Below are 18,204 nucleotides of genomic sequence, written 5' to 3'. Positions count from 1 at the left end.
TCATGACTGACCGACTCGCGCAGCTCTCCGAAGCAGGCGTCTCGATCTGGCTGGACGACCTTTCGCGGGAACGCCTGGAATCGGGCAACCTCGCCGGGCTCGTCCGCGACAAGCACGTCGTCGGCGTGACCACCAACCCGACGATCTTCGCGAACGCCCTGTCGAAGGGTGCCGCTTACGACGCGCAGGTCAACGACCTCGCCGCCCGCGGCGCGGACCTCGACGGCACTGTCCGGGAGCTGACCACCACCGACGTGCGCAACGCCGCGGACCTGTTCCGCGACGTGTACAACGCCACGAACGGCGTCGACGGCCGCGTGTCCATCGAGGTGGACCCGCGCCTGGCGAAGGACACCGAGAAGACGGTGGCCGAGGCCAAGGACCTGTGGAAGACCGTCGACCGGCCGAACGTGATGATCAAGATCCCGGCGACCGAAGAGGGCCTGCCCGCGATCACCGCCGTGCTCGCCGAGGGCATCAGCGTCAACGTCACGCTGATCTTCTCCGTCGAGCGCTACGAGGCCGTCATCAAGGCCTTCTTCGCCGGCCTGGAGCAGGCGAAGGCCAACGGCCACGACCTCAAGGGCATCCACTCGGTGGCGTCGTTCTTCGTGTCCCGTGTGGACAGTGAGGTCGACAAGCGGCTGAACGCGATCGGCACCGACGAGGCCAAGGCCCTGCTGGGCGAGGCAGCCATCGCCAACGCGCGGCTCGCGTACTCGGCCTTCGAGAAGCTGTTCGCCACGGACCAGTGGAAGGCACTCGCCGAAGCCGGCGCGAACGCGCAGCGTCCGCTGTGGGCCTCCACCGGCGTGAAGGACCCTGCCTACTCCGACACCCGGTACGTCGACCAGCTCGTGGTCAAGGACGTCGTGAACACGATGCCCGAGAAGACCATGGACTCGGTCGCCGACCACGCCGAGATCACCGGCGACACGGTTTCCGGAAAGGGCGAGCAGGCGCAGGCGATCTTCGACAAGCTGTCGGCAGCAGGCATCGACGTGCCGGACGTGTTCTTGACGCTGGAGACCGAAGGCGTCGAGAAGTTCGAGAAGTCCTGGCAGGAACTGCTGGACACGGTAACCGGGCAGCTGAACAAAGCGAGGGGCTGAACCAGAGACCATGAGCGGGGACGAAACCGGCGTCGTGATCGTCGACGCCGAACTGGCAGAAAAGGCAGCGCCGCTGGCGCAGCGGCTGGCCGAAGACGGCGCCGCTGCCAAGCTCGCCGCCAAGGACTCCACTTTGTGGGGTCCGGACGCCGAGTCCGAAGCGTCGATCCGATTGTCCTGGACGACGTTGCACAAGTCGTCGCGTCCGTTGATCGGGGAAATCGAAGCGCTGCGCGCGGAACTGCGCAGCGAGGGCGTGGACCGCGTGGTGCTCGCCGGCATGGGCGGCTCGTCGCTCGCGCCGGAGGTCATCACCGCCACCGCCGGCGTCCCGCTCACGGTGCTCGACACGACCGACCCCGGCCAGGTGGCCGACGCGCTCGCGGGCGACCTCGAGCGCACCGTCATCGTGGTGTCGTCGAAATCCGGCGGCACCGTCGAGACGGACAGCCACCGCCGGATCTTCGCCAAGGCGTTCGCGGATGCCGGGATCGACGCGGCGCGGCGCGTCGTCGTCGTCACCGATCCCGGCTCCCCGTTCTCCGAACTGGCGGAGAAAGAGGGCTACCGCAAGACCTTCCTGGCCGACCCGCACGTCGGCGGCCGCTACTCCGCGCTGACCGCGTTCGGCCTCGTGCCGGCCGGTCTCGCGGGCGCGGACGTCGCGCGGCTGCTCGACCAGGCCGCCTCGGTGGCGGAAACGCTCGCCGAGGACACCGCCGAGAACCCGGCCGTGCAGTTGGCGGCGGCTTGGGGCGCGGCGCACGAAGCAGGCGCGGAAAAGGTCGTGCTGGCCGACACCGGTTCCGGGATCAAGGGCTTCCCGGACTGGGCGGAGCAGCTGATCGCCGAGTCCACTGGCAAGCTCGGCACCGGCCTGCTGCCGGTGGCGGTCGACGGGCCGGACGCGCCCGGGTTCGCCGACCACGGCAAGGACGCGACCGCGGTCGCGATCGGCGCCGCGGAAGGTGCGGCGCAGATTTCGGTGACCGGCCCGCTCGGCGCGCAGTTCCTGTTGTGGGAGTTCGCGACCGCGCTCGTCGGACGGCTGCTGAAGATCAACCCGTTCGACCAGCCTGATGTCGAGGCAGCCAAGAAGGCGGCTCGCGCATTGCTGGACGACCCGGAGAAGCTGAAGGGCGGCGAGGAACCGGCCACTGTGGACGGTGCCGTCGAAGTCTTTGGCAGCGATGGAGTTTCCACTGAAGGCAAGCTCGCTGACGTGCTCCGCGCGTTCTTCGGTTCGGTGGCCGACGGCGGTTACATCGCCGTTCAGGCCTACTTGGACCGGCTGGACGACGCGTCGACTTCGTTGCTGCGCGGCGAAATCGCCAAGCGGACCGGCGTGCAGACGACGTTCGGCTGGGGCCCGCGGTTCCTGCACTCCACCGGGCAGTACCACAAGGGCGGCCACCAGAACGGCAGCTTCCTGCAGATCACCGGTGCCGTCGACGAAGACCTCTCGGTGCCGGACCGCCCGTACACGCTCGGGCAGCTCCAGCACGCGCAGGCCCTCGGCGACGGCCAGGTGCTCGCCGAGCACGGCCGTCCGGTGCTGCGGCTGCACCTGACCGACCGCGCCGCCGGGCTCGCCGAGCTCGTCCGGGCAGTGCAGGAGGCCGCTCAGTGACCACGTGGCGCAACCCGCTGCGGGATCCCCGCGACAAGCGGCTGCCGCGGATCGCCGGTCCGTCGAGCCTGGTGATCTTCGGCGTCACCGGCGACCTGGCGCGCAAGAAGCTCATGCCCGCGATCTACGACCTCGCGCACCGCGGGCTGCTGCCCGCCGGGTTCTCGCTGGTCGGCTTCGCCCGCCGGGACTGGGAACACCAGGACTTCGGCGAGCTGGTGCACGATTCGGTGCGGGAGCACGCGCGGACGCCGTTCAAGGAGTCGGTGTGGAACCGGCTCGCCGAGGGAATCCGGTTCGTCCAGGGCACTTTCGACGACGACGACGCCTTCGACCGGCTCGCGCAGACCGTGCGCGAACTGGACGAGGAACGCGGCACCGGCGGCAACACCGCGTTCTATCTGTCGATCCCGCCGGGCGCGTTCCCGGTGGTGACCAAGCAGCTGGCGCGTTCGGGCCTCGCGCAGGCCGACGAGAACACCTGGCGGCGCGTGGTCATCGAGAAGCCGTTCGGCCACGATCTCAAGAGCGCCAAGGAGCTCAACGCGATCGTGAACGACGTCTTCCCCGAGGAGTCGGTGTTCCGCATCGACCACTACCTCGGCAAGGAGACGGTGCAGAACATCCTGGCGCTGCGCTTCGCGAACCAGCTGTTCGAGCCGATCTGGAACGCCAACTTCATCGACCACGTGCAGATCACCATGGCCGAGGACATCGGCCTCGGCGGCCGCGCGGGGTACTACGACGGGATCGGCGCCGCGCGCGACGTCATCCAGAACCACCTGCTGCAATTGCTCGCTTTCACCGCGATGGACGAGCCGCTGTCGTTCGAGCCGAAGGCGCTGCGCTCGGAGAAGGCCAAGGTGCTGGCGGCGACCAAGCCGATGCGGCCGCTCGACCAGACCTCGGCGCGCGGGCAGTACGCGGGCGGCTGGCAGGGCGGCACGAAGGTGCCGGGGCTGTTGCAGGAAGCCGGGTTCGCGAAGGACTCGACGACCGAGACCTACGCCGCGGTGACGCTGGAGGTGCAGAACCGCCGCTGGGCGGGCGTGCCGTTCTACCTGCGCACCGGCAAGCGGCTCGGCCGTCGCGTCACCGAGATCGCGGTTGTGTTCAAGCGCGCGCCGCACCTGCCGTTCGACTCCACCTCCACTGAGGAGCTGGGACAGAACGCGCTGGTCATCCGCGTGCAGCCGGACGAGGGCATCACGCTGCGGTTCGGGTCGAAGGTGCCGGGGACCACGATGGAGGTCCGCGACGTCACGATGGACTTCGGCTACGGCCACGCGTTCACCGAATCGTCGCCGGAGGCCTACGAGCGGCTGATCCTGGACGTGCTGCTGGGCGAGCCGTCGCTGTTCCCGGTGAACGAGGAAGTCGAGCTGTCGTGGGAAATCCTCGACCCGGTGCTGTCGCACTGGGCGAAGCTCGGCACCGCGCCGGAGCAGTACCCGCCGGGCAGCTGGGGACCCAAATCGGCTGACGAAATGCTGGAGCGTACCGGCAGGCACTGGAGGCGTCCGTGATCATCGACCTGCCGTCGACCACGACGTCGGCGCTGAACAAGAAACTGGTGGAGATCCGCGAGCAGGGCGGCCAGGTCGCGCTCGGCCGGGTGCTGACGCTGGTGATCGTCGCGGACGACGACGCCAAGCTCGAGGACGCCATCGAGGCCGCGAACGACGCCAGCCGGGAACACCCGTCGCGGGTCATCGTCGTGGCGAAGGGCGCGCGCACGGCCGCGCCGCGCATAGACGGTCAGATCCGCGTCGGCGGCGACGCCGGCGCGAGCGAGGTCATCGTGCTGCGGCTGTACGGTCCGCTGGCCGCGCAGGGGCAGAGCGCCGTCGTGCCGCTGCTGCTGCCGGACGCGCCGATCGTCACCTGGTGGCCCGGGGCCGGTCCGAAGGCTCCCGCGGAGGACCCGCTCGGCCAGCTGGCACAGCGGCGGATCACCGACTCGGCCGCGGAGAAGAGCCCCATAAGGTCTCTCACCACGCGTGCGAAGTCCTATGTGGAGGGTGACACCGACCTGGCGTGGACCCGGCTGACCCGCTGGCGGGCTCAGCTGGTGTCGGCGCTGGACCTCCCGCCGTACGAGAAGATCACGAGCGCGACGGTGACCGGCGAAGCGGATTCGCCGTCCACCGAGTTGCTCGCGGGCTGGCTCGCCGAGTATCTCAAGGCACCGGTGCACCGGGTCAAGAGCTCGAGCGCGCAGGGCATCATCTCGGTGAAGCTGGAACGGAAATCGGGCGCGGTGGAGCTGACGCGGCCGGACGGACGGGTCGGCACGCTGACCCAGCCGGGCCAGCCGACGCGGCGGATCGCGTTGCAGCGGCGCAGCAATCCCGAGTGCCTCGTGGAGGAACTGCGGCGGCTCGACCCGGACGAGATCTACGAGGCGGCGCTGCACGGGCTGCACAAGATCGCCGCGTCCAACGGGTCGAAACCCGCTGCTGCCAAGGCTTCCGCTTCGGCTAAGCCCGCTGCCGCCGCGAAGCCGAAGACGGCCCGCAAGACCGCGGAAAAGAGCACCTCATGAGCCGGACCGAGGTCGTCGTCTACGAAAACCCGGACCTGCTCGCCGCGGCCGCCGCGGCCCGCCTGGTGACCCGGATCGTCGACGTGCAGGCAGCCCGGGGTGCCGCGTCGGTGGTGCTCACCGGCGGCGGCACCGGCATCGCCGTGCTGCGGGAACTGCGGGAGTCGAGCGCGCGGGACGCGATCGACTGGTCGCGGCTGGACATCTACTGGGGCGACGAACGGTTCGTCCCGGCGGATTCGGACGAGCGCAACGAGAAGGGCGCGCGCGAAGCCCTGCTCGACCACGTGCCGCTGGCTCCGGAGCGAGTGCACGCGATGGCCCCTTCGGACGGCGAATTCGGCGACGACGTCGACGCGGCCGCCGAGGCCTACGCGAAGGTCCTCTCCGACGCGGCGGGCCCTGATGCCGACGTGCCGGAGTTCGACATCATGCTGCTGGGCCTCGGCGGCGAGGGCCACACCGCGTCGCTGTTCCCGGAAACCGCCGAGGTGCGCGAAACCCAGCGCTCGGTGGTCCCGGTCCGCGACTGCCCGAAGCCCCCGCCGACGCGCGTTTCGCTCACGCTGCCCGCCATCCGCCGCGCCCGCGAGGTGTGGCTGATGACGGCGGGAACGGCCAAGGCGGACGCGGTCGCGCAGGCGCTGGCCGGTGCGCCGGAAACGCAGATCCCGGTCTCGGGCGCTCGCGGGTACCGGCGGACGCTGTGGCTCTTGGACCGCGAATCGGCTGGGAAGCTGACGAAGGTGTATCAGCCACCGGCTGAGTGAGACAGTTTGCAGGGAAGGGCTCCTCGCGCGTTGGCGCGGGGAGCTTTTTTCTTTGTGGGACAAGGGAAGCGGGCTTATCCCGGCGCCGCGCTCACGAGCCCTGCTCCCCCGCCAGGTGGTTCGCCGCCAATTCCCCGCGCATTGCCACCGGGCCCCCTCTCCGTTTCACGGCAAGGAATTCCCGCCGCTACTCCCCCGCTGACTCCGCACCCGTCAACAGCGTCGCCGTCGCCCCCAGATGAGCAGTCAGCAGCCCCGCCGCCACCTCCGGATCCCGGCTCAGCGCCGCCCGCTCCAACTCCTCGTGCTGAGCGAGCACCTCTTCCACCGGAAGCCGGTATGCCGGGTGCACCGTCCACCGCCGAGCCAGTTCGCTCGCCATCCACATCCGGTCGAAATTCTCCAACAGCACCGCGTTTCCGCAGCCGTCGAGCAGCGTGCGGTGGAACAAGCGGTGCGCCTCCGCCCAAGCAGCGGAGTAGTAGCTGCCTTCGTCCGGCACATACATCGGCGTCCGGGCGAGCCGGTGTCCCGCCGCACGCACCCGCGTCTCCCACTCCAAGTCTCCGCGCGCGACGGACAACCGCAGCATCGCGGGCTCGACCGTCTGACGCGCCTCGACGATCTCCTGCCACCGCCGATCGGCGAGCGCCGGCACCGCGAACCCGCGGTTCGTCAGCCGTTCCGCCAGTCCCTCGCCGACCAACCGCACCAGCGCCTCCCGCACCACGGCGAGGCTGACCTCGTACCGCGCCGCCAACTCCTGCGGTTTCAGCGCCTGCCCCGGCTCGACCTCGCCGCGCATGATCGCGGCGCGGACCTGGTCGTAGATCTGCTCGGACAGCATCTGCTTCATGCCCTCAGGATAGACGATCTGACAAATCATCGATTATTAGTGTTATCGTCGATGAGGTACCGCTTCCAGCGAGAGGAACCCATGTCCGCCAACTCCCCGTTCGCGCGCCTTCCCGAGGTGCCGAGCTTCACCGTCACGAGCACGACCGTCGCCGACGGCGCGGCCTGGTCCGCCGAGCAGTTCTCCGGGATCTTCGGCGTGCCCGGCGGCGAAGACACGTCGCCGCAGCTGTCCTGGACCGGCGCGCCGGAAGGCACGAAGAGCTACGCCGTCACGGTCTACGACGCCGACGCGCCGACCGGCTCCGGCTTCTGGCACTGGGCCGTCGCCGATCTCCCGGCCACCGTCACCGACCTGCCGGAAGGCGCGGGCGACGACACCGGCTCCGGGCTGCCCGAGGGCGCTTTCCAGCTGCGCAACGACGCCGGAGCCGCACGTTTCATCGGCGCGGCCCCGCCCGCCGGCCACGGCGAACATCGCTATTTCGTCGTCGTGCACGCCTTGGCTGTCGAGTCGATCGGCGTCCCGGCCGACGCGACGCCCGCCGTCCTCGGGTTCACCATGTTCGGCCACGTGCTCGGCCGCGCAGTGCTCGTCGCGACCGCGGAGACGCCCGCGTAAGCCTCGGCAGGCTGATCACTCGAGGCCGTCGCGTCGTGCTCGCCACGACGCGGCGGCCTTCGACTGCGCTCCGACACTTCCCACCCACCCGCACGGGTGATCTGTCGCCTGTTCGCGTGGCTAAGACCTGGTCCCGACCTGGGCGGCAAATGGAGTAACTGACACTCCGCCAAAAAGCGGCTCACCAGTATGTGGGAACCGCCGTATGGTGAACATAAGGTGATGTGATCGACACATGGTGATGTCGCCCGCTCTTCGTTCATCCTGTTGGAGCAGTTGTGGAGATTACAACACCACAAGAACCACTCTGGGTGAAACTTACTGGCAACACACACGTTCCCGTTAGCATCCGCACATTTGTTCACCGCCGCGCGTCCCGATCGGGTGGCCGGAGCATCTCATCACTAAGTCCACAAGACGAATGGGGTCGCCGCGATGAGCACTGAGGGACTCTCGATTCCTGGCATCTCGATGAGCAGCTCCGCAGCGGGAGCAGCTCGACGGGCCAGGCGCGCCAGCCTGACCGGCGTGTTCGCCGTGTTCCGGAAACCCCTCGTCGCGACGATCGCCGTCGAAGCGGTGGTCGTGCTGCTGGCGGTGCTCGACGTCTGGCTGGTCGTGCCGCCGAAAGCACAGCCCTATTCGCTGTACCTGTCGGCCGCCGCGTGTCTCGCGGTCGTGGTGCGGCGGCGCTTCCCGTTCCTCGCGGTGCTCGCCGCGGTGCCGGGATTCTTCGCCGGATGGGCGCAGCTGGCGTCGATGCTCAACCTCGGCATGCTCGCGACGCGGCGGCAACTGCACTGGCAGACGTGGGTCGGCGCGGGTTTGGTGTTCACCTGCCGGTTCGTGCGGTGGCCGCTGCAGGAGTTCGCGGAACTGAGCTGGCGCGAACACGTCCTCGACGGGATCTACGGCGTCCTGGTGGCCGGAATGCCGATCGCGATCGGCCTGCTGATCGGGGCGCGCGCGGAGATCTCGACGAAACTGCGCGAGCTGGCGAAAAGCCGCGACCGCGAACGCCGCTTCCACGCCGACGCGGTGCGCGCCGAGGAACGCGCGCGGCTGGCCCGCGAGATGCACGACGTGGTGTCCCACCAGATCACGCTGATCGCCATGCAGGCCGGCGCGCTGCAGGCGCAGGCCAAGGACGGTCCGGCGCTGGAAACGGCGCAGGTCATCCGCCAGCTCTCGACGCGGACGCTGGAGGAACTGCGCTCGCTGGTGAGCGTGCTGCGTTCCGGTTCCGGCGACGACGGCCCTCGGCCCGGGATCGGAGAACTGGACCACCTGATCCGCGAGTGCGACGTGCCGGTGCACCTGACCGTCGAGCAGTTGCCGGACACCCTGCCGAGCCAGGTCTCGGCGGCGGCGTACCGGACGGTGCAGGAATGCCTGACGAACGTCCACAAGCACGCCCCCGGCGCGACGGCCACGATTCGCATCCACGCGGCGAGCGGCGCGCTGGACATCGAGGTGGAGAACGCCCGTGCTTGTCGCGCCGGAGAAGCGTTCCCGTCGGGCGGCCACGGCCTGACCGGACTCGCCGAACGCGCCCGGCTGCTGGGCGGAAGCTTCGAAACGTCCGGGACGGAGGACGGCGGATTCCGGGTGCGGGCGCGGTATCCGCTGGACCGCTGACGAGGCACGCGAGAAGTGAGTTCCGGCTGCGGAAGGGTGCGTGGCTGAGTCAGCGCCTCGGCCGGGCCTCCCTCCCCTGCTCGCGAACGCCGGATCCCGCGCCGCGCCGTTTCCGGCCGCCGGACCGGTGCCGACATTGGTCTGGACCGGTCAAGGACCGCCCCCGCGGGGGCCACTGACACCGAGCCGCGAAACCCGGTCCGCAATCCGGAAACCCACTGCACTGGCCCGGATCTCCGCCCCCGGCCCCGGCACCAAAACCCACCACACCGGCCCGGATCCCCTCCCTGGCTCAGGTCCGCGGTCCGAAAACCCACCACACCCGCCCGGACCTCCTCCCCAGGCCCCGGCCCCGAAACCCACCACACCGGCCCGGATCCCCTCCCCCGGCCTGAAACCCGGCCGGAACAGGTTCAGACCTCTGCGGAACAGGAGACGTGGCGGAGACTGCTTCCGCCTGGGCGACGAGGCGCGGTTCGGGCGGCCTGGACCCGAGGGCAGCTCCGGGTGAGAGTCGGCGCGGCGGAGATCGTCTCCGTTCGGACAGAGGGAACGAGGTGTCGTTCAAGTGGTCTGAACCTGTCTCCGTCAGGTCCAGACCATCCCCGGGAACTAAAAAACCACCGGCCCTCGCCCTCGCGGACGGGAAGCCGGTGGTCCCGGAGAAAAACCGTGCCTCAGATCAATTCGCGGCGTTGGCGGAGGCGCTCGAGCGCTTCGGCGAGGATGGCCTCTCCGTCGGCGTCGCTGCGGCGTTCCTTCACGTAAGCCAGATGCGTCTTGTACGGCTCGGTACGAGGCGCGGCGGGCGGACTCTGCTCGTTCTGCCCGCCGGGAAGCCCGCAGCGCGGGCAATCCCATTCTTCGGGGACCTCCGCGTCCATCGCGAACGACGGGCGGGCTTCGTGCCCGTTCGCACACCAATAGGACACCCGGCGCCGTGGCGCCGATTCACCCCGCTCCGATTCGCCCGAAGGACCGGCACCCACGCGGGTGCCGCGAATCGCGTTACCGCCAACCATGAATCCTCACCCGTTGGAATCGGCGGCGCGCCCCCCAATAGGCACGCCGATCGCACATCCCCTGCAGGGGATCCGGTCAGACCTTGAGCAGCAGGCCGATGCCCACGATGCTGATCACCCAGACCGCGGCCAGCAGCAGCGTGATCCGGTCGAGGTTCTTCTCGGCCACGCTGGACCCGGCCAGGCTGGACTGCATCCCGCCGCCGAACAGCGACGACAGGCCGCCGCCCCGGCCGCGGTGCAGCAGCACGGCGACGACCAGCAGCACGCTGGAGACGATCAACAGGATTTGCAGGAACAGCTTCATGTCATCCTCTGTGCTTGTCGGAGCATGCAGGGGTACGGCCGGATCCGCAGTATGCAGATCTTCACCGTACCCCTGGACTCGTCCACTGTTCTAGTGACGGACCGAACACACAGGCTACCCGGTAGTGCCCACTATCAGGGCAGCGGGCCACCCGCGGCGAGCGCGCAGAGCTTGGTGAACTCCTCGCCGTCGAGGCTCGCGCCGCCGACCAGCGCACCGTCGATGTTGTCCGAGCCCACCAGCTCGGCGACGTTGCCGGATTTCACCGAGCCGCCGTACAGCACCCGGACCGCCGTGGCGACCTCGTCGCCGTACTTCTCCGACAGCGTCCCGCGCAGGGACTTGCAGACCTCTTCGGCGTCGGCCGCGGTCGCGACCTTGCCGGTGCCGATGGCCCACACCGGCTCGTACGCGACGACGACCGCCTGCACCTGCTCGGCCTTGAGCCCCTTGAGGGCCTCGACGAGCTGGTTGCGGGTGTGCTCGAGGTGCTCGCCCGCCTCGCGGACCTCGAGCTCCTCGCCCACGCACAGGATCGGCGTGATGCCGTGCTTGAGCGCGGCCTTGACCTTCTTGTTGACCAGTTCGTCGGTCTCGCCGTGGATCGCGCGCCGCTCCGAGTGCCCGACGGTGACGAAGCTGCAGCCCAGCTTCGCCAGCATCAGGCCGGAGACGTCGCCGGTGAAGGCTCCCGAGTCCTGCGGCGACAGGTCCTGCGCGCCGTAGGTGAGCGAAAGCTTGTCCGCGTCGATCAGGGTCTGCACGCTGCGGAGGTCGGTGAACGGCGGCAGCACCGTCACGTCCACCTTCGCGTAGTACTTCTCCGGCAGCGCGAAGGCGATCTTCTGCACCAGGGCGATGGCCTCGAGGTGGTTGAGGTTCATCTTCCAGTTGCCTGCCACCAGGGGCTTGCGTGCCACTTAGTTCTTCCCCTCCAGCGCCGCCACGCCGGGCAGCTCCTTGCCTTCCAGGTACTCCAGCGAGGCGCCGCCGCCGGTGGAGATGTGCGAGAAGCCGTCCTCGGGCAGGCCCAGCTGCCGCACCGCGGCCGCCGAATCGCCGCCGCCGACGACGGTGAACGCGTCGCTCTTGACGAGGGCCTCGGCCACCGCGCGGGTGCCGCCGGCGAACGCCTCGAATTCGAAGACGCCCATCGGCCCGTTCCAGAAGACCGTCGCCGCGTCGGCGAGCTTCTCCGCGAACAGCTTCGCCGAGCGCGGGCCGATGTCGAGGCCCATGCGGTCGGCCGGGATGGCAGTGACGTCGACGGCCTCGTACGCCGCGTCGGCGGCGAAGCCCTCGGCCGCGAGCACGTCGACCGGCAGCACCAGTTCGACGCCGCGCTTCTCGGCCTCGGCGAGGAAGCCCTTGACCTGGTCGAGCTGGTCCTCCTGCAGCAGCGACGTGCCGACCTCGTAGCCCTTGGCCTTGAGGAACGTGTACGCCATGCCGCCGCCGATGAGCAGCCGGTCGACCTTGGTGAGCAGGTTCGCGATGACGCCGAGCTTGTCGGACACCTTCGAGCCGCCGAGCGCGACCACGTACGGCCGCTTGACGTCGTCGGTGAGCTTCTTCAGCACGTCCAGCTCGGCCAGCACGAGGCCGCCCGCGTACGCCGGGAGCACCGCGGCGATCTCGTAGACCGAGGCCTGCTTGCGGTGCACGACGCCGAAGCCGTCGGAGACGAACGCGCCGCCCGGCGCCAATGCGGCCAGCTCGGCCGCGAGCTCGGAGCGGTCGACCGCGTCCTTGCTGGTCTCGCGCGCGTCGAAACGCACGTTCTCCAGCAAGACGACACCGCCGTCGTTCAGTCCGGCCACGAGCGCCTTCGCCGACTCGCCGACGAGGTCACCGGCCAGCGGGACCTCGGAGCCGAGCAGCTCGCCCAGCCGCTTCGCGACCGGCGCGAGCGTGAACTTCGGGTCCGGCTCGCCCTTGGGGCGGCCGAGGTGCGCGGTGACGACGACCTTCGCGCCCGCCTCGGCGAGCTTCTCGATCGTCGGCAGCGCGGCCCGGACCCGGCCGTCGTCGGTGATGGCCGACCCGTCGAGCGGGACGTTCAGGTCGCTGCGCACCAGCACGTAGCGGCCCTGAACGCCCTCGCCCAGCAGGTCTTCCAGGTTCTTGACGCTCATCAGGTTCAGAGCTTCGAGCCGACGAGCTTGATCAGGTCGGCGAGGCGGTTGGAGTAGCCCCACTCGTTGTCGTACCAGCCGACGACCTTGACCTGGTTCCCGATCACCTTGGTGAGCGGCGAGTCGTAGATGCAGGACGCCGGGTCGGTGACGATGTCCGAGGACACGATCGGGTCGACCGAGTACTTCAGGATGCCGGCCAGCGGGCCCTCGGCGGCGGCCTTATAGGCGGCGTTGATCTCCTCGACCGTGGCGGACTTCTTGAGGGTCACGGTGAGGTCGGTGGCCGAGCCGGTCGGGACCGGGACGCGCAGCGCGTAGCCGTCCAGCTTGCCGAGCAGCTCCGGCAGCACGAGGCCGATCGCCTTGGCCGCGCCGGTGGAGGCCGGGACGACGTTCAGGGCGGCGGCGCGGGCGCGGCGCAGGTCCTTGTGCGGGCCGTCCTGCAGGTTCTGGTCCTGCGTGTAGGCGTGGATCGTGGTCATCAGGCCCTGCTCGATGCCGAAGGCGTCGTTGAGGACCTTGGCCAGCGGGCCGAGGCAGTTCGTGGTGCAGGACGCGTTCGAGATGATCGTCTGCGAGCCGTCGTACTTCTCGTCGTTGACGCCGAGGACGACGGTCAGGTCCTCGCCCTTGGCGGGCGCGGAGATGATGACCTTCTTCGCGCCGCCGGCGATGTGCGCCTTGGCGGCGTCGGCGTTGGTGAAGAAGCCGGTCGACTCGACGACGACGTCCACGCCGAGGTCGCCCCAGGGCAGGTTGGCCGGGTCGCGCTCGGCGAGGGCCTTGATGGTCTTGCCGTCGACGACGATGCCCTCGTCGGAGACGCTGACCTCGCCCGGGAAGCGGCCGAGAATCGAGTCGTACTTGAGCAGGTGGGCCATGGTGGCGACGTCGCCGAGGTCGTTGAACGCGACGACCTCGATGTCGTGACCGCTCGCCTTCACGGCACGGAAGAAGTTGCGGCCGATCCGGCCGAAGCCGTTGACACCTACGCGAACGGTCACTGCTGCCACTCCTCTGGTGTTGATCACGGCGGCGGCGCGCCGGCCGCCGACCGTGGGGTTGGACACTGCTGAAGTTCTCCCGGGGCGCCCGCCCCGGAGAGCGCTTCCGCGACTTCCGGTTTCGGCGCAACCCTAGCGTGCGGGCACCATTGCCCCGGACTGCCCTGACGAGACTTCCACCACTGCCGGGAGACGTCAAGAATCGATTAAGAACCCAGCTCAGCCGGGTGAGGCCTCGAAACGGGGCGACCGCTCCCGCGGCGGTCCGGGGCCGGGGCGGACCACTGGCTTGATCGGTCTTGGTGCCCCGGTTCACGCTGTCGGGCAGCCCCGGCGGGCTCGCGCGAGTTCGGCGGAGCCGGTTCCAGGCTGCGCGGGCGAGTTGGGCGAGCGGAGCGCTTGCGGCGGGAGCGCAACGCGGCGCACCGAGGGCGCTGCCGAACGCGGGCTGGGCGAACCGGCCAGCGGTGCCACGGAACAAAGCGGGCGCAGCTGGACAGGAGTTGGACGCGGGCAGTGCTGGCGGATCGCGTCAGCGCGGCACCGGTCATCGCGGAGCCACAGACGAGCGGGACGGCGGAGCGCTGCGGACCTCTTGCACGCGGAACGTGGAGTCATGCAGCACCCCGCCGCATGCCAGGGGCTTAAGGCGGCGCTGCGGGGGCGGTTTGCCCAGGCCTAAGGACCTGGGCGGGGCCCGTCGTCAATGCCAGGGGCTTAAGGCGGCGCTGCAGGCGCGGTTTGCCCAGGCCTAAGGACCTGGGCGGGGCCAGGCGTCGATGTCAGGAACTTAGGGCTGTGATGCGGACGCGCTTCCGGCGGGTTTCCGCAGCTCAGCTGTCTCGGTCCGGTTGAGCGCACGTCGCGGTGGATGCGGAACCGGGAGCGGAAGCCGGGTTGTGGTCTGTGAGGGACTCCTTGAGGGAATCTGATTCCCTCAAGGAGTCCCTCACAGACTTCAAGACGCGGCCACATGGCGACAAATCGGGCATTCCGACACTGTTGGCGTCCTTTGTGGACGGGCACCATACGTGGGCTGCGCAGCTTGAGTCCCTGGCCGACGGCAATCAGCAAAGCGGCAGCGGCCCGGCGACCTCGGCTCGATCGCGGTCACCAGCCTCACCGCCGCCCAGCTGACCGCGAACGGCGAGCAGTCGCCCACGTTCTCGCGACCCACGACCGAACGCAGCTGAAGCCTCCCCGATCTGCCGGGCTGCCCGCGGAGGCGGCTATCCGGACAGCTCCTTCTCCGCCGGGGTGCGGAACTTCGGCACCACTCGCGCCTCCCCCAGCCATTCGCTCAGCCGGGCTGCTTCGGCGTCCACCGCGGCAGTCTTCTCGGCTCCGATGTCGTCCAGCAGACGGACCGCGACTTCGCCGGACGGGCGGTGGGACCAGGCTCCGACGATCCGGCCGTCGCTCCAGACCGTGGGGCCGATATTGCCGCTGCGATCGAACAAGGCGGTGCGGTGCGGGCCGACATACCAGTCTCGCGACTGCCAGCCCATCGCCGTTGGGTCCAGGGCCGGGAGCAGGGCGATCCACGGGTCGGGTGCGGGGACCGGGGCGAGGTCGTCGGGCAGGGCGATTGCCGGTTCGCCGTCCAGGTCCACCTCTGCCGGGCCGACGGCGGTCAGCGCCTTTTTCGTTTGGCCCGCATTCCAGCCGGTCCACCAGCGGAGGTCGGCGACCGGGGCGGGACCGAAGGCGTAAAGCCATCGCCGGGCCAGGGCGGCTCGGGCTTCGTCTTCGGAGAGGGCTGGCCAGTCAGCGGAGCCAGGGGCGGGACGAGGTAGCCGGGCATCGGAGCGGCCCGAACGGGCACCGGCGGCGGGGCGGCCCGGGTTGTCGTCAGGTCCAGAGCCGGATCCGGCGGCGCCTTCTGCCAGCCAATCGGTCAGCGGGGACCAGTAGTACTGCGTGCTTTGCCAACTCCCCCGCGGGCGGCCCCGCACGATGTGTCCCTCTGCGGCCAACTGGAACAACACCCGGCTGGTCACGTTGCCGATCGACTCGTACGGCTTTCCCTTAGCCATCTGCAGTTGCTGGCGCAGGCGCGGTTCGTCGTCCGCCAGTTGCTGGGCGGTTGCCGATCCTCTGGCGCGCAAGGCTTTTTCGACGCTCGCCATCACCTCGTCCAGCCATTCGGCGGGATTCGGGACGTTGTCCGGGTGGCCCAGGGTGCCCAACTGCTTTTCCAGCAGGCGGCGTTGGCGGGCGGCGATGTCGTAGGAACAGGCCGCCTGTACCTGGGCGGCGGTGGCGACATCGGTGACGAACACGGTGCGCCGCATGCCCAACAACCGCAAAAGGGTGCGCCGGGAGTACAGGGCTTCCTCGACATCGGCGACCGAGGCCCCCTGCACGCGCGACCACGAAGACAGGTACACCGAGGCGGGATCGGTGGCGTGCAGCGCGACGACGCCGTCGACTGCTTCCTCGACGGTCGTCGTCCGGGCCGCCAGGTGGTGGCGTACGCCGAGGCGGGCCCGGCGCTGGGCGAGGGTCATCTTCACGACTCGATTCCTACCAGGAGGGTCCGACAGAAATCGCCTCCGCGCTGGTCAAGTGGACATACCGGCGAGCATGGCGGTGCGTACACGAGCCCGGAACCACAGTTGGGCGGGGTCGGCGGCGGTGCGCGGGTGCCAGGCCAGGCCCAGTTCGATCGGGGGCAGGTCCAGCGGGATGTCGAAGGTTCGCAAGCCCAGAGCGGTCAGGAACGGGTCCAGCCAGCCCGCGATGCCGATGGTCACGAGATCGCTGCTGCTCGCCAGGATCAGGGCACTCGGGTGGCCGGGGACTACTACGGCGACTCGGCGATGCAGGCCCAGCTGAGCCAGCGCGGTGTCGATCGGGCCGGATTGCTTGCCTCGGCGCGAGATGCCGATGTGCTCGGCGGCGGCGAAGCGCGCTGGATCCACCCGCGCGTCGAAGAGTGGATTTCCTTGCCGTGCAATGCCCAGGACTGCCGATTGCACCAGAGGTTCTGTGCGGGTTTCGGGGTCGTGATGACCGGCGGCACCGATCTCGAGGTCTACCCGGCCATCGCGCAGGGCACCACTGTCCTCAGTGGACTCAGGCAGGAAGACGACCTCGACGTGCGGGGCTTCGGCCCGGATGCACGCGGCAAGGGGGCCAGCTAGGCCGCTGACCACCAGGTCGGCGGCTTGGACGGTGAAGGTGCGACGCAAGTCCGCGGGGGTGAAGCCGGGGCCGGGGCCCAGGATGCGGTCGGCGCGGTGCACCAGGGCGGTGACTTCGTCCTTCAGTTCCAGCGCGCGCGGGGTCGGGACCAGGCCTTGGCCCGCGCGCACCAGCAGCGGGTCACCGGCGGCGCGGCGCAGTTTGGCGAGGGTGCGGCTTACCGCGGCGGGTGAGCTGCCCAGTCTGGCCGCGGCGCGCGTGACGCTGCCTTCCTGCAGAAGGACGTCCAGTACGCGCAAGAGGTTGAGGTCCATGGCCATCCGGAAGGTTTGCGTGCAGCGGAAGAATTCCGTGCCGATTCTTGCATCGACGCGCAATCCACGACAGCCCAGAGTGGAGCTGGCAAGCCACCAGAGGAGAAAACTTATGCGAGAAGCGATACTCGCGGTCGCGGGAGCGAAGGGGCCCGCGGTCGCGTTCTTCGACGTCGGGTCCGGGAAGCATCTCGGCACCGTCGAAGTGCCTGCCCAGCCGCACGATCTCTGCTTCGACCCGGTCCACCGGCTGGTCTGGTGCGCGAGCGCGTACCGCGCCGGGGCCTATCACCGCCACGGCGAGCGGGCGACCGAGCTGACGGCGATCGATCCGGATTCGCGTGAGATCGTGGAGGTCGTCGATCTCTCGCCGGATCACGCGCCGCACGGGTTGGCGATCGACCCGATGCGCGGGCTGCTGTACGCGACCGTCGAGGCCGGGCCGGGGAGCGAAGGCGGTCTCGTGGTGGTCGATACCGCGACGCGGCGACCGGTGCGGCACCTCGCGACCGGCGCGCCCGGGCCGCATTGGGTCGCGATCAGCCCGGACGGGCGGCGCGGGTTCGTGACCAACAAGGAAGCGCCGTTCGTGTCCTTTGTGGACTTGGACAGTGGCGAGGTCGAACGCGTCTCCGTGCCGGGCAGCGAGGGGCTGGAGGTTTCCCGGGACGGCAAGCGGTTGTACGTCGCGACGCCGTATCTGGACAACGGCACCGAGCCGGTTCGCGCGACGCCCGGAGTCCGGGTGTTCGACGCGGTTGCCGGGTCGCTCGAAACCATCCTTCAGACGGAACGTCCGGTGCTGCCGATCCAGTGCACAACCGCGGGCGAGGTGCTCGCCGCCGAGATGGGCGGGCGGTTGCTGGCGTTTTCGGCTGCCAGCAACGAGTTGCTCGGCTCGATGGAGCTGCGGACGGAGTTTCCACTGGCCATTCTGTCCGATCCGGAGGGCCGGATCGCTTTCGTGTCCGGAGCGGCATCGACCGCGGTGGAGGTCATCGACCTCGAGACCCGCACCCTGGTGACCACTTTGGACACCGAAGCGGCGGGAGCACCTGGCGGACACGGGCTGGCGTACGTGCCCGTCGGCTGACGGGTCT

The 18,204-nt window shown here is 69.5% G+C and carries 16 protein-coding genes; 8 read left to right on the top strand and 8 right to left on the bottom strand.

Features of this window, described 5'->3' with window-relative positions; translation table 11 throughout:
* Positions 1–2 precede the first annotated feature (2 nt).
* From tal to pgl, 5 genes are read left to right on the top strand one after another with little or no spacing between them, the layout of a single operon-like run.
* A complete protein-coding gene (tal, locus tag ABZX37_RS11285; RefSeq protein ID WP_354738364.1) occupies positions 3–1,112 on the top strand; it encodes a transaldolase in 1,110 nt (369 codons plus the stop codon).
* Between the two features lie 10 nt (positions 1,113–1,122).
* Complete coding sequence (locus tag ABZX37_RS11280; protein WP_354738362.1) at positions 1,123–2,742, top strand: glucose-6-phosphate isomerase; 1,620 nt, start codon at positions 1,123–1,125, stop codon at positions 2,740–2,742.
* Positions 2,739–4,268, top strand: a complete 1,530-nt coding sequence (gene zwf / locus ABZX37_RS11275; RefSeq protein ID WP_354738360.1) for a glucose-6-phosphate dehydrogenase — start codon at positions 2,739–2,741, stop codon at positions 4,266–4,268. Before ABZX37_RS11280 ends, zwf begins: the two co-directional genes overlap by 4 nt.
* A complete protein-coding gene (gene opcA / locus ABZX37_RS11270) occupies positions 4,265–5,287 on the top strand; it encodes a glucose-6-phosphate dehydrogenase assembly protein OpcA (RefSeq protein WP_354738358.1) in 1,023 nt (340 codons plus the stop codon). The genes zwf and opcA overlap by 4 nt, the downstream gene beginning before the upstream one ends.
* Positions 5,284–6,057, top strand: coding sequence for a 6-phosphogluconolactonase (gene pgl / locus ABZX37_RS11265; RefSeq protein ID WP_354738356.1), 774 nt, complete (start codon positions 5,284–5,286; stop codon positions 6,055–6,057). The genes opcA and pgl overlap by 4 nt, the downstream gene beginning before the upstream one ends.
* 187 nt (positions 6,058–6,244) lie before the next feature.
* On the opposite strand, the gene ABZX37_RS11260 is transcribed toward pgl, so the two are convergent.
* Positions 6,245–6,904 carry a GntR family transcriptional regulator gene (locus tag ABZX37_RS11260; RefSeq protein WP_354738671.1) on the bottom strand — a complete coding sequence of 220 codons (660 nt, stop codon included), beginning with the start codon at positions 6,902–6,904 and terminating at the stop codon, positions 6,245–6,247.
* 90 nt (positions 6,905–6,994) lie between these two features.
* On the opposite strand from ABZX37_RS11260, the gene ABZX37_RS11255 reads away from it, so the two are divergent.
* Both ABZX37_RS11255 and ABZX37_RS11250 read left to right on the top strand, forming a co-directional pair.
* The gene (locus ABZX37_RS11255; RefSeq protein ID WP_354738354.1) at positions 6,995–7,534 is read left to right on the top strand and encodes a YbhB/YbcL family Raf kinase inhibitor-like protein; all 540 of its coding nucleotides are present in this window, start codon (positions 6,995–6,997) and stop codon (positions 7,532–7,534) included.
* Positions 7,535–7,969: 435 nt separating this feature from the next.
* Entirely contained in the window at positions 7,970–9,172 is a 1,203-nt protein-coding gene (locus ABZX37_RS11250) for a histidine kinase (RefSeq protein ID WP_354738352.1), read from the top strand.
* A 677-nt stretch (positions 9,173–9,849) separates the two neighbouring features.
* Here ABZX37_RS11250 and ABZX37_RS11245 read toward each other — a convergent pair.
* The 7 genes from ABZX37_RS11245 to ABZX37_RS11215 form a co-directional block, all read right to left on the bottom strand.
* Positions 9,850–10,194, bottom strand: a complete 345-nt coding sequence (locus ABZX37_RS11245) for an RNA polymerase-binding protein RbpA (RefSeq protein WP_116206838.1) — start codon at positions 10,192–10,194, stop codon at positions 9,850–9,852.
* A 76-nt stretch (positions 10,195–10,270) separates the two neighbouring features.
* Positions 10,271–10,501 (bottom strand): preprotein translocase subunit SecG, encoded by a 231-nt coding sequence (secG, locus tag ABZX37_RS11240; protein ID WP_354738350.1) that lies wholly within the window; start codon positions 10,499–10,501, stop codon positions 10,271–10,273.
* A 134-nt stretch (positions 10,502–10,635) separates the two neighbouring features.
* Positions 10,636–11,421, bottom strand: coding sequence for a triose-phosphate isomerase (tpiA, locus tag ABZX37_RS11235; protein WP_354738348.1), 786 nt, complete (start codon positions 11,419–11,421; stop codon positions 10,636–10,638).
* A complete protein-coding gene (locus ABZX37_RS11230) occupies positions 11,422–12,636 on the bottom strand; it encodes a phosphoglycerate kinase (protein WP_354738346.1) in 1,215 nt (404 codons plus the stop codon).
* Between the two features lie 5 nt (positions 12,637–12,641).
* Entirely contained in the window at positions 12,642–13,643 is a 1,002-nt protein-coding gene (gap, locus tag ABZX37_RS11225; protein WP_354738344.1) for a type I glyceraldehyde-3-phosphate dehydrogenase, read from the bottom strand.
* Positions 13,644–14,872: 1,229 nt separating this feature from the next.
* The gene (locus tag ABZX37_RS11220) at positions 14,873–16,153 is read right to left on the bottom strand and encodes a winged helix DNA-binding domain-containing protein (RefSeq protein ID WP_354738669.1); all 1,281 of its coding nucleotides are present in this window, start codon (positions 16,151–16,153) and stop codon (positions 14,873–14,875) included.
* A gap of 54 nt (positions 16,154–16,207) precedes the next feature.
* Positions 16,208–17,104, bottom strand: a complete 897-nt coding sequence (locus tag ABZX37_RS11215; protein ID WP_354738342.1) for a LysR family transcriptional regulator — start codon at positions 17,102–17,104, stop codon at positions 16,208–16,210.
* A gap of 112 nt (positions 17,105–17,216) precedes the next feature.
* Between ABZX37_RS11215 and ABZX37_RS11210 the strand changes: the two genes are divergently transcribed.
* Positions 17,217–18,197: a YncE family protein gene (locus ABZX37_RS11210; RefSeq protein ID WP_354738340.1), complete on the top strand. Its 981-nt coding sequence runs from the start codon at positions 17,217–17,219 to the stop codon at positions 18,195–18,197.
* The last annotated feature ends 7 nt before the right edge of the window (positions 18,198–18,204 follow it).

The sequence above is a fragment of the Amycolatopsis sp. NPDC004079 genome, from assembly GCF_040610415.1.
Classification (GTDB): domain Bacteria; phylum Actinomycetota; class Actinomycetes; order Mycobacteriales; family Pseudonocardiaceae; genus Amycolatopsis; species Amycolatopsis halotolerans.
The sequence above is the reverse complement of the archived record's forward strand: the minus strand, read 5'-3'. Positions and strand labels throughout refer to the sequence as shown.

Bases quoted from the DNA above. Each gene is read 5' to 3' on its own strand.
- secG (WP_354738350.1), bottom strand. From the start codon at position 10,501: ATGAAGCTGTTCCTGCAAATCCTGTTGATCGTCTCCAGCGTGCTGCTG.
- ABZX37_RS11210 (WP_354738340.1), top strand. From the start codon at position 17,217: ATGCGAGAAGCGATACTCGCGGTCGCGGGAGCGAAGGGGCCCGCGGTC.
- ABZX37_RS11260 (WP_354738671.1), bottom strand. From the start codon at position 6,904: ATGCTGTCCGAGCAGATCTACGACCAGGTCCGCGCCGCGATCATGCGC.
- ABZX37_RS11255 (WP_354738354.1), top strand. From the start codon at position 6,995: ATGTCCGCCAACTCCCCGTTCGCGCGCCTTCCCGAGGTGCCGAGCTTC.
- ABZX37_RS11215 (WP_354738342.1), bottom strand. From the start codon at position 17,104: ATGGACCTCAACCTCTTGCGCGTACTGGACGTCCTTCTGCAGGAAGGC.
- pgl (WP_354738356.1), top strand. From the start codon at position 5,284: ATGAGCCGGACCGAGGTCGTCGTCTACGAAAACCCGGACCTGCTCGCC.
- ABZX37_RS11245 (WP_116206838.1), bottom strand. From the start codon at position 10,194: ATGGTTGGCGGTAACGCGATTCGCGGCACCCGCGTGGGTGCCGGTCCT.
- ABZX37_RS11280 (WP_354738362.1), top strand. From the start codon at position 1,123: ATGAGCGGGGACGAAACCGGCGTCGTGATCGTCGACGCCGAACTGGCA.
- ABZX37_RS11230 (WP_354738346.1), bottom strand. From the start codon at position 12,636: ATGAGCGTCAAGAACCTGGAAGACCTGCTGGGCGAGGGCGTTCAGGGC.
- ABZX37_RS11250 (WP_354738352.1), top strand. From the start codon at position 7,970: ATGAGCACTGAGGGACTCTCGATTCCTGGCATCTCGATGAGCAGCTCC.
- ABZX37_RS11220 (WP_354738669.1), bottom strand. From the start codon at position 16,153: ATGACCCTCGCCCAGCGCCGGGCCCGCCTCGGCGTACGCCACCACCTG.
- tal (WP_354738364.1), top strand. From the start codon at position 3: ATGACTGACCGACTCGCGCAGCTCTCCGAAGCAGGCGTCTCGATCTGG.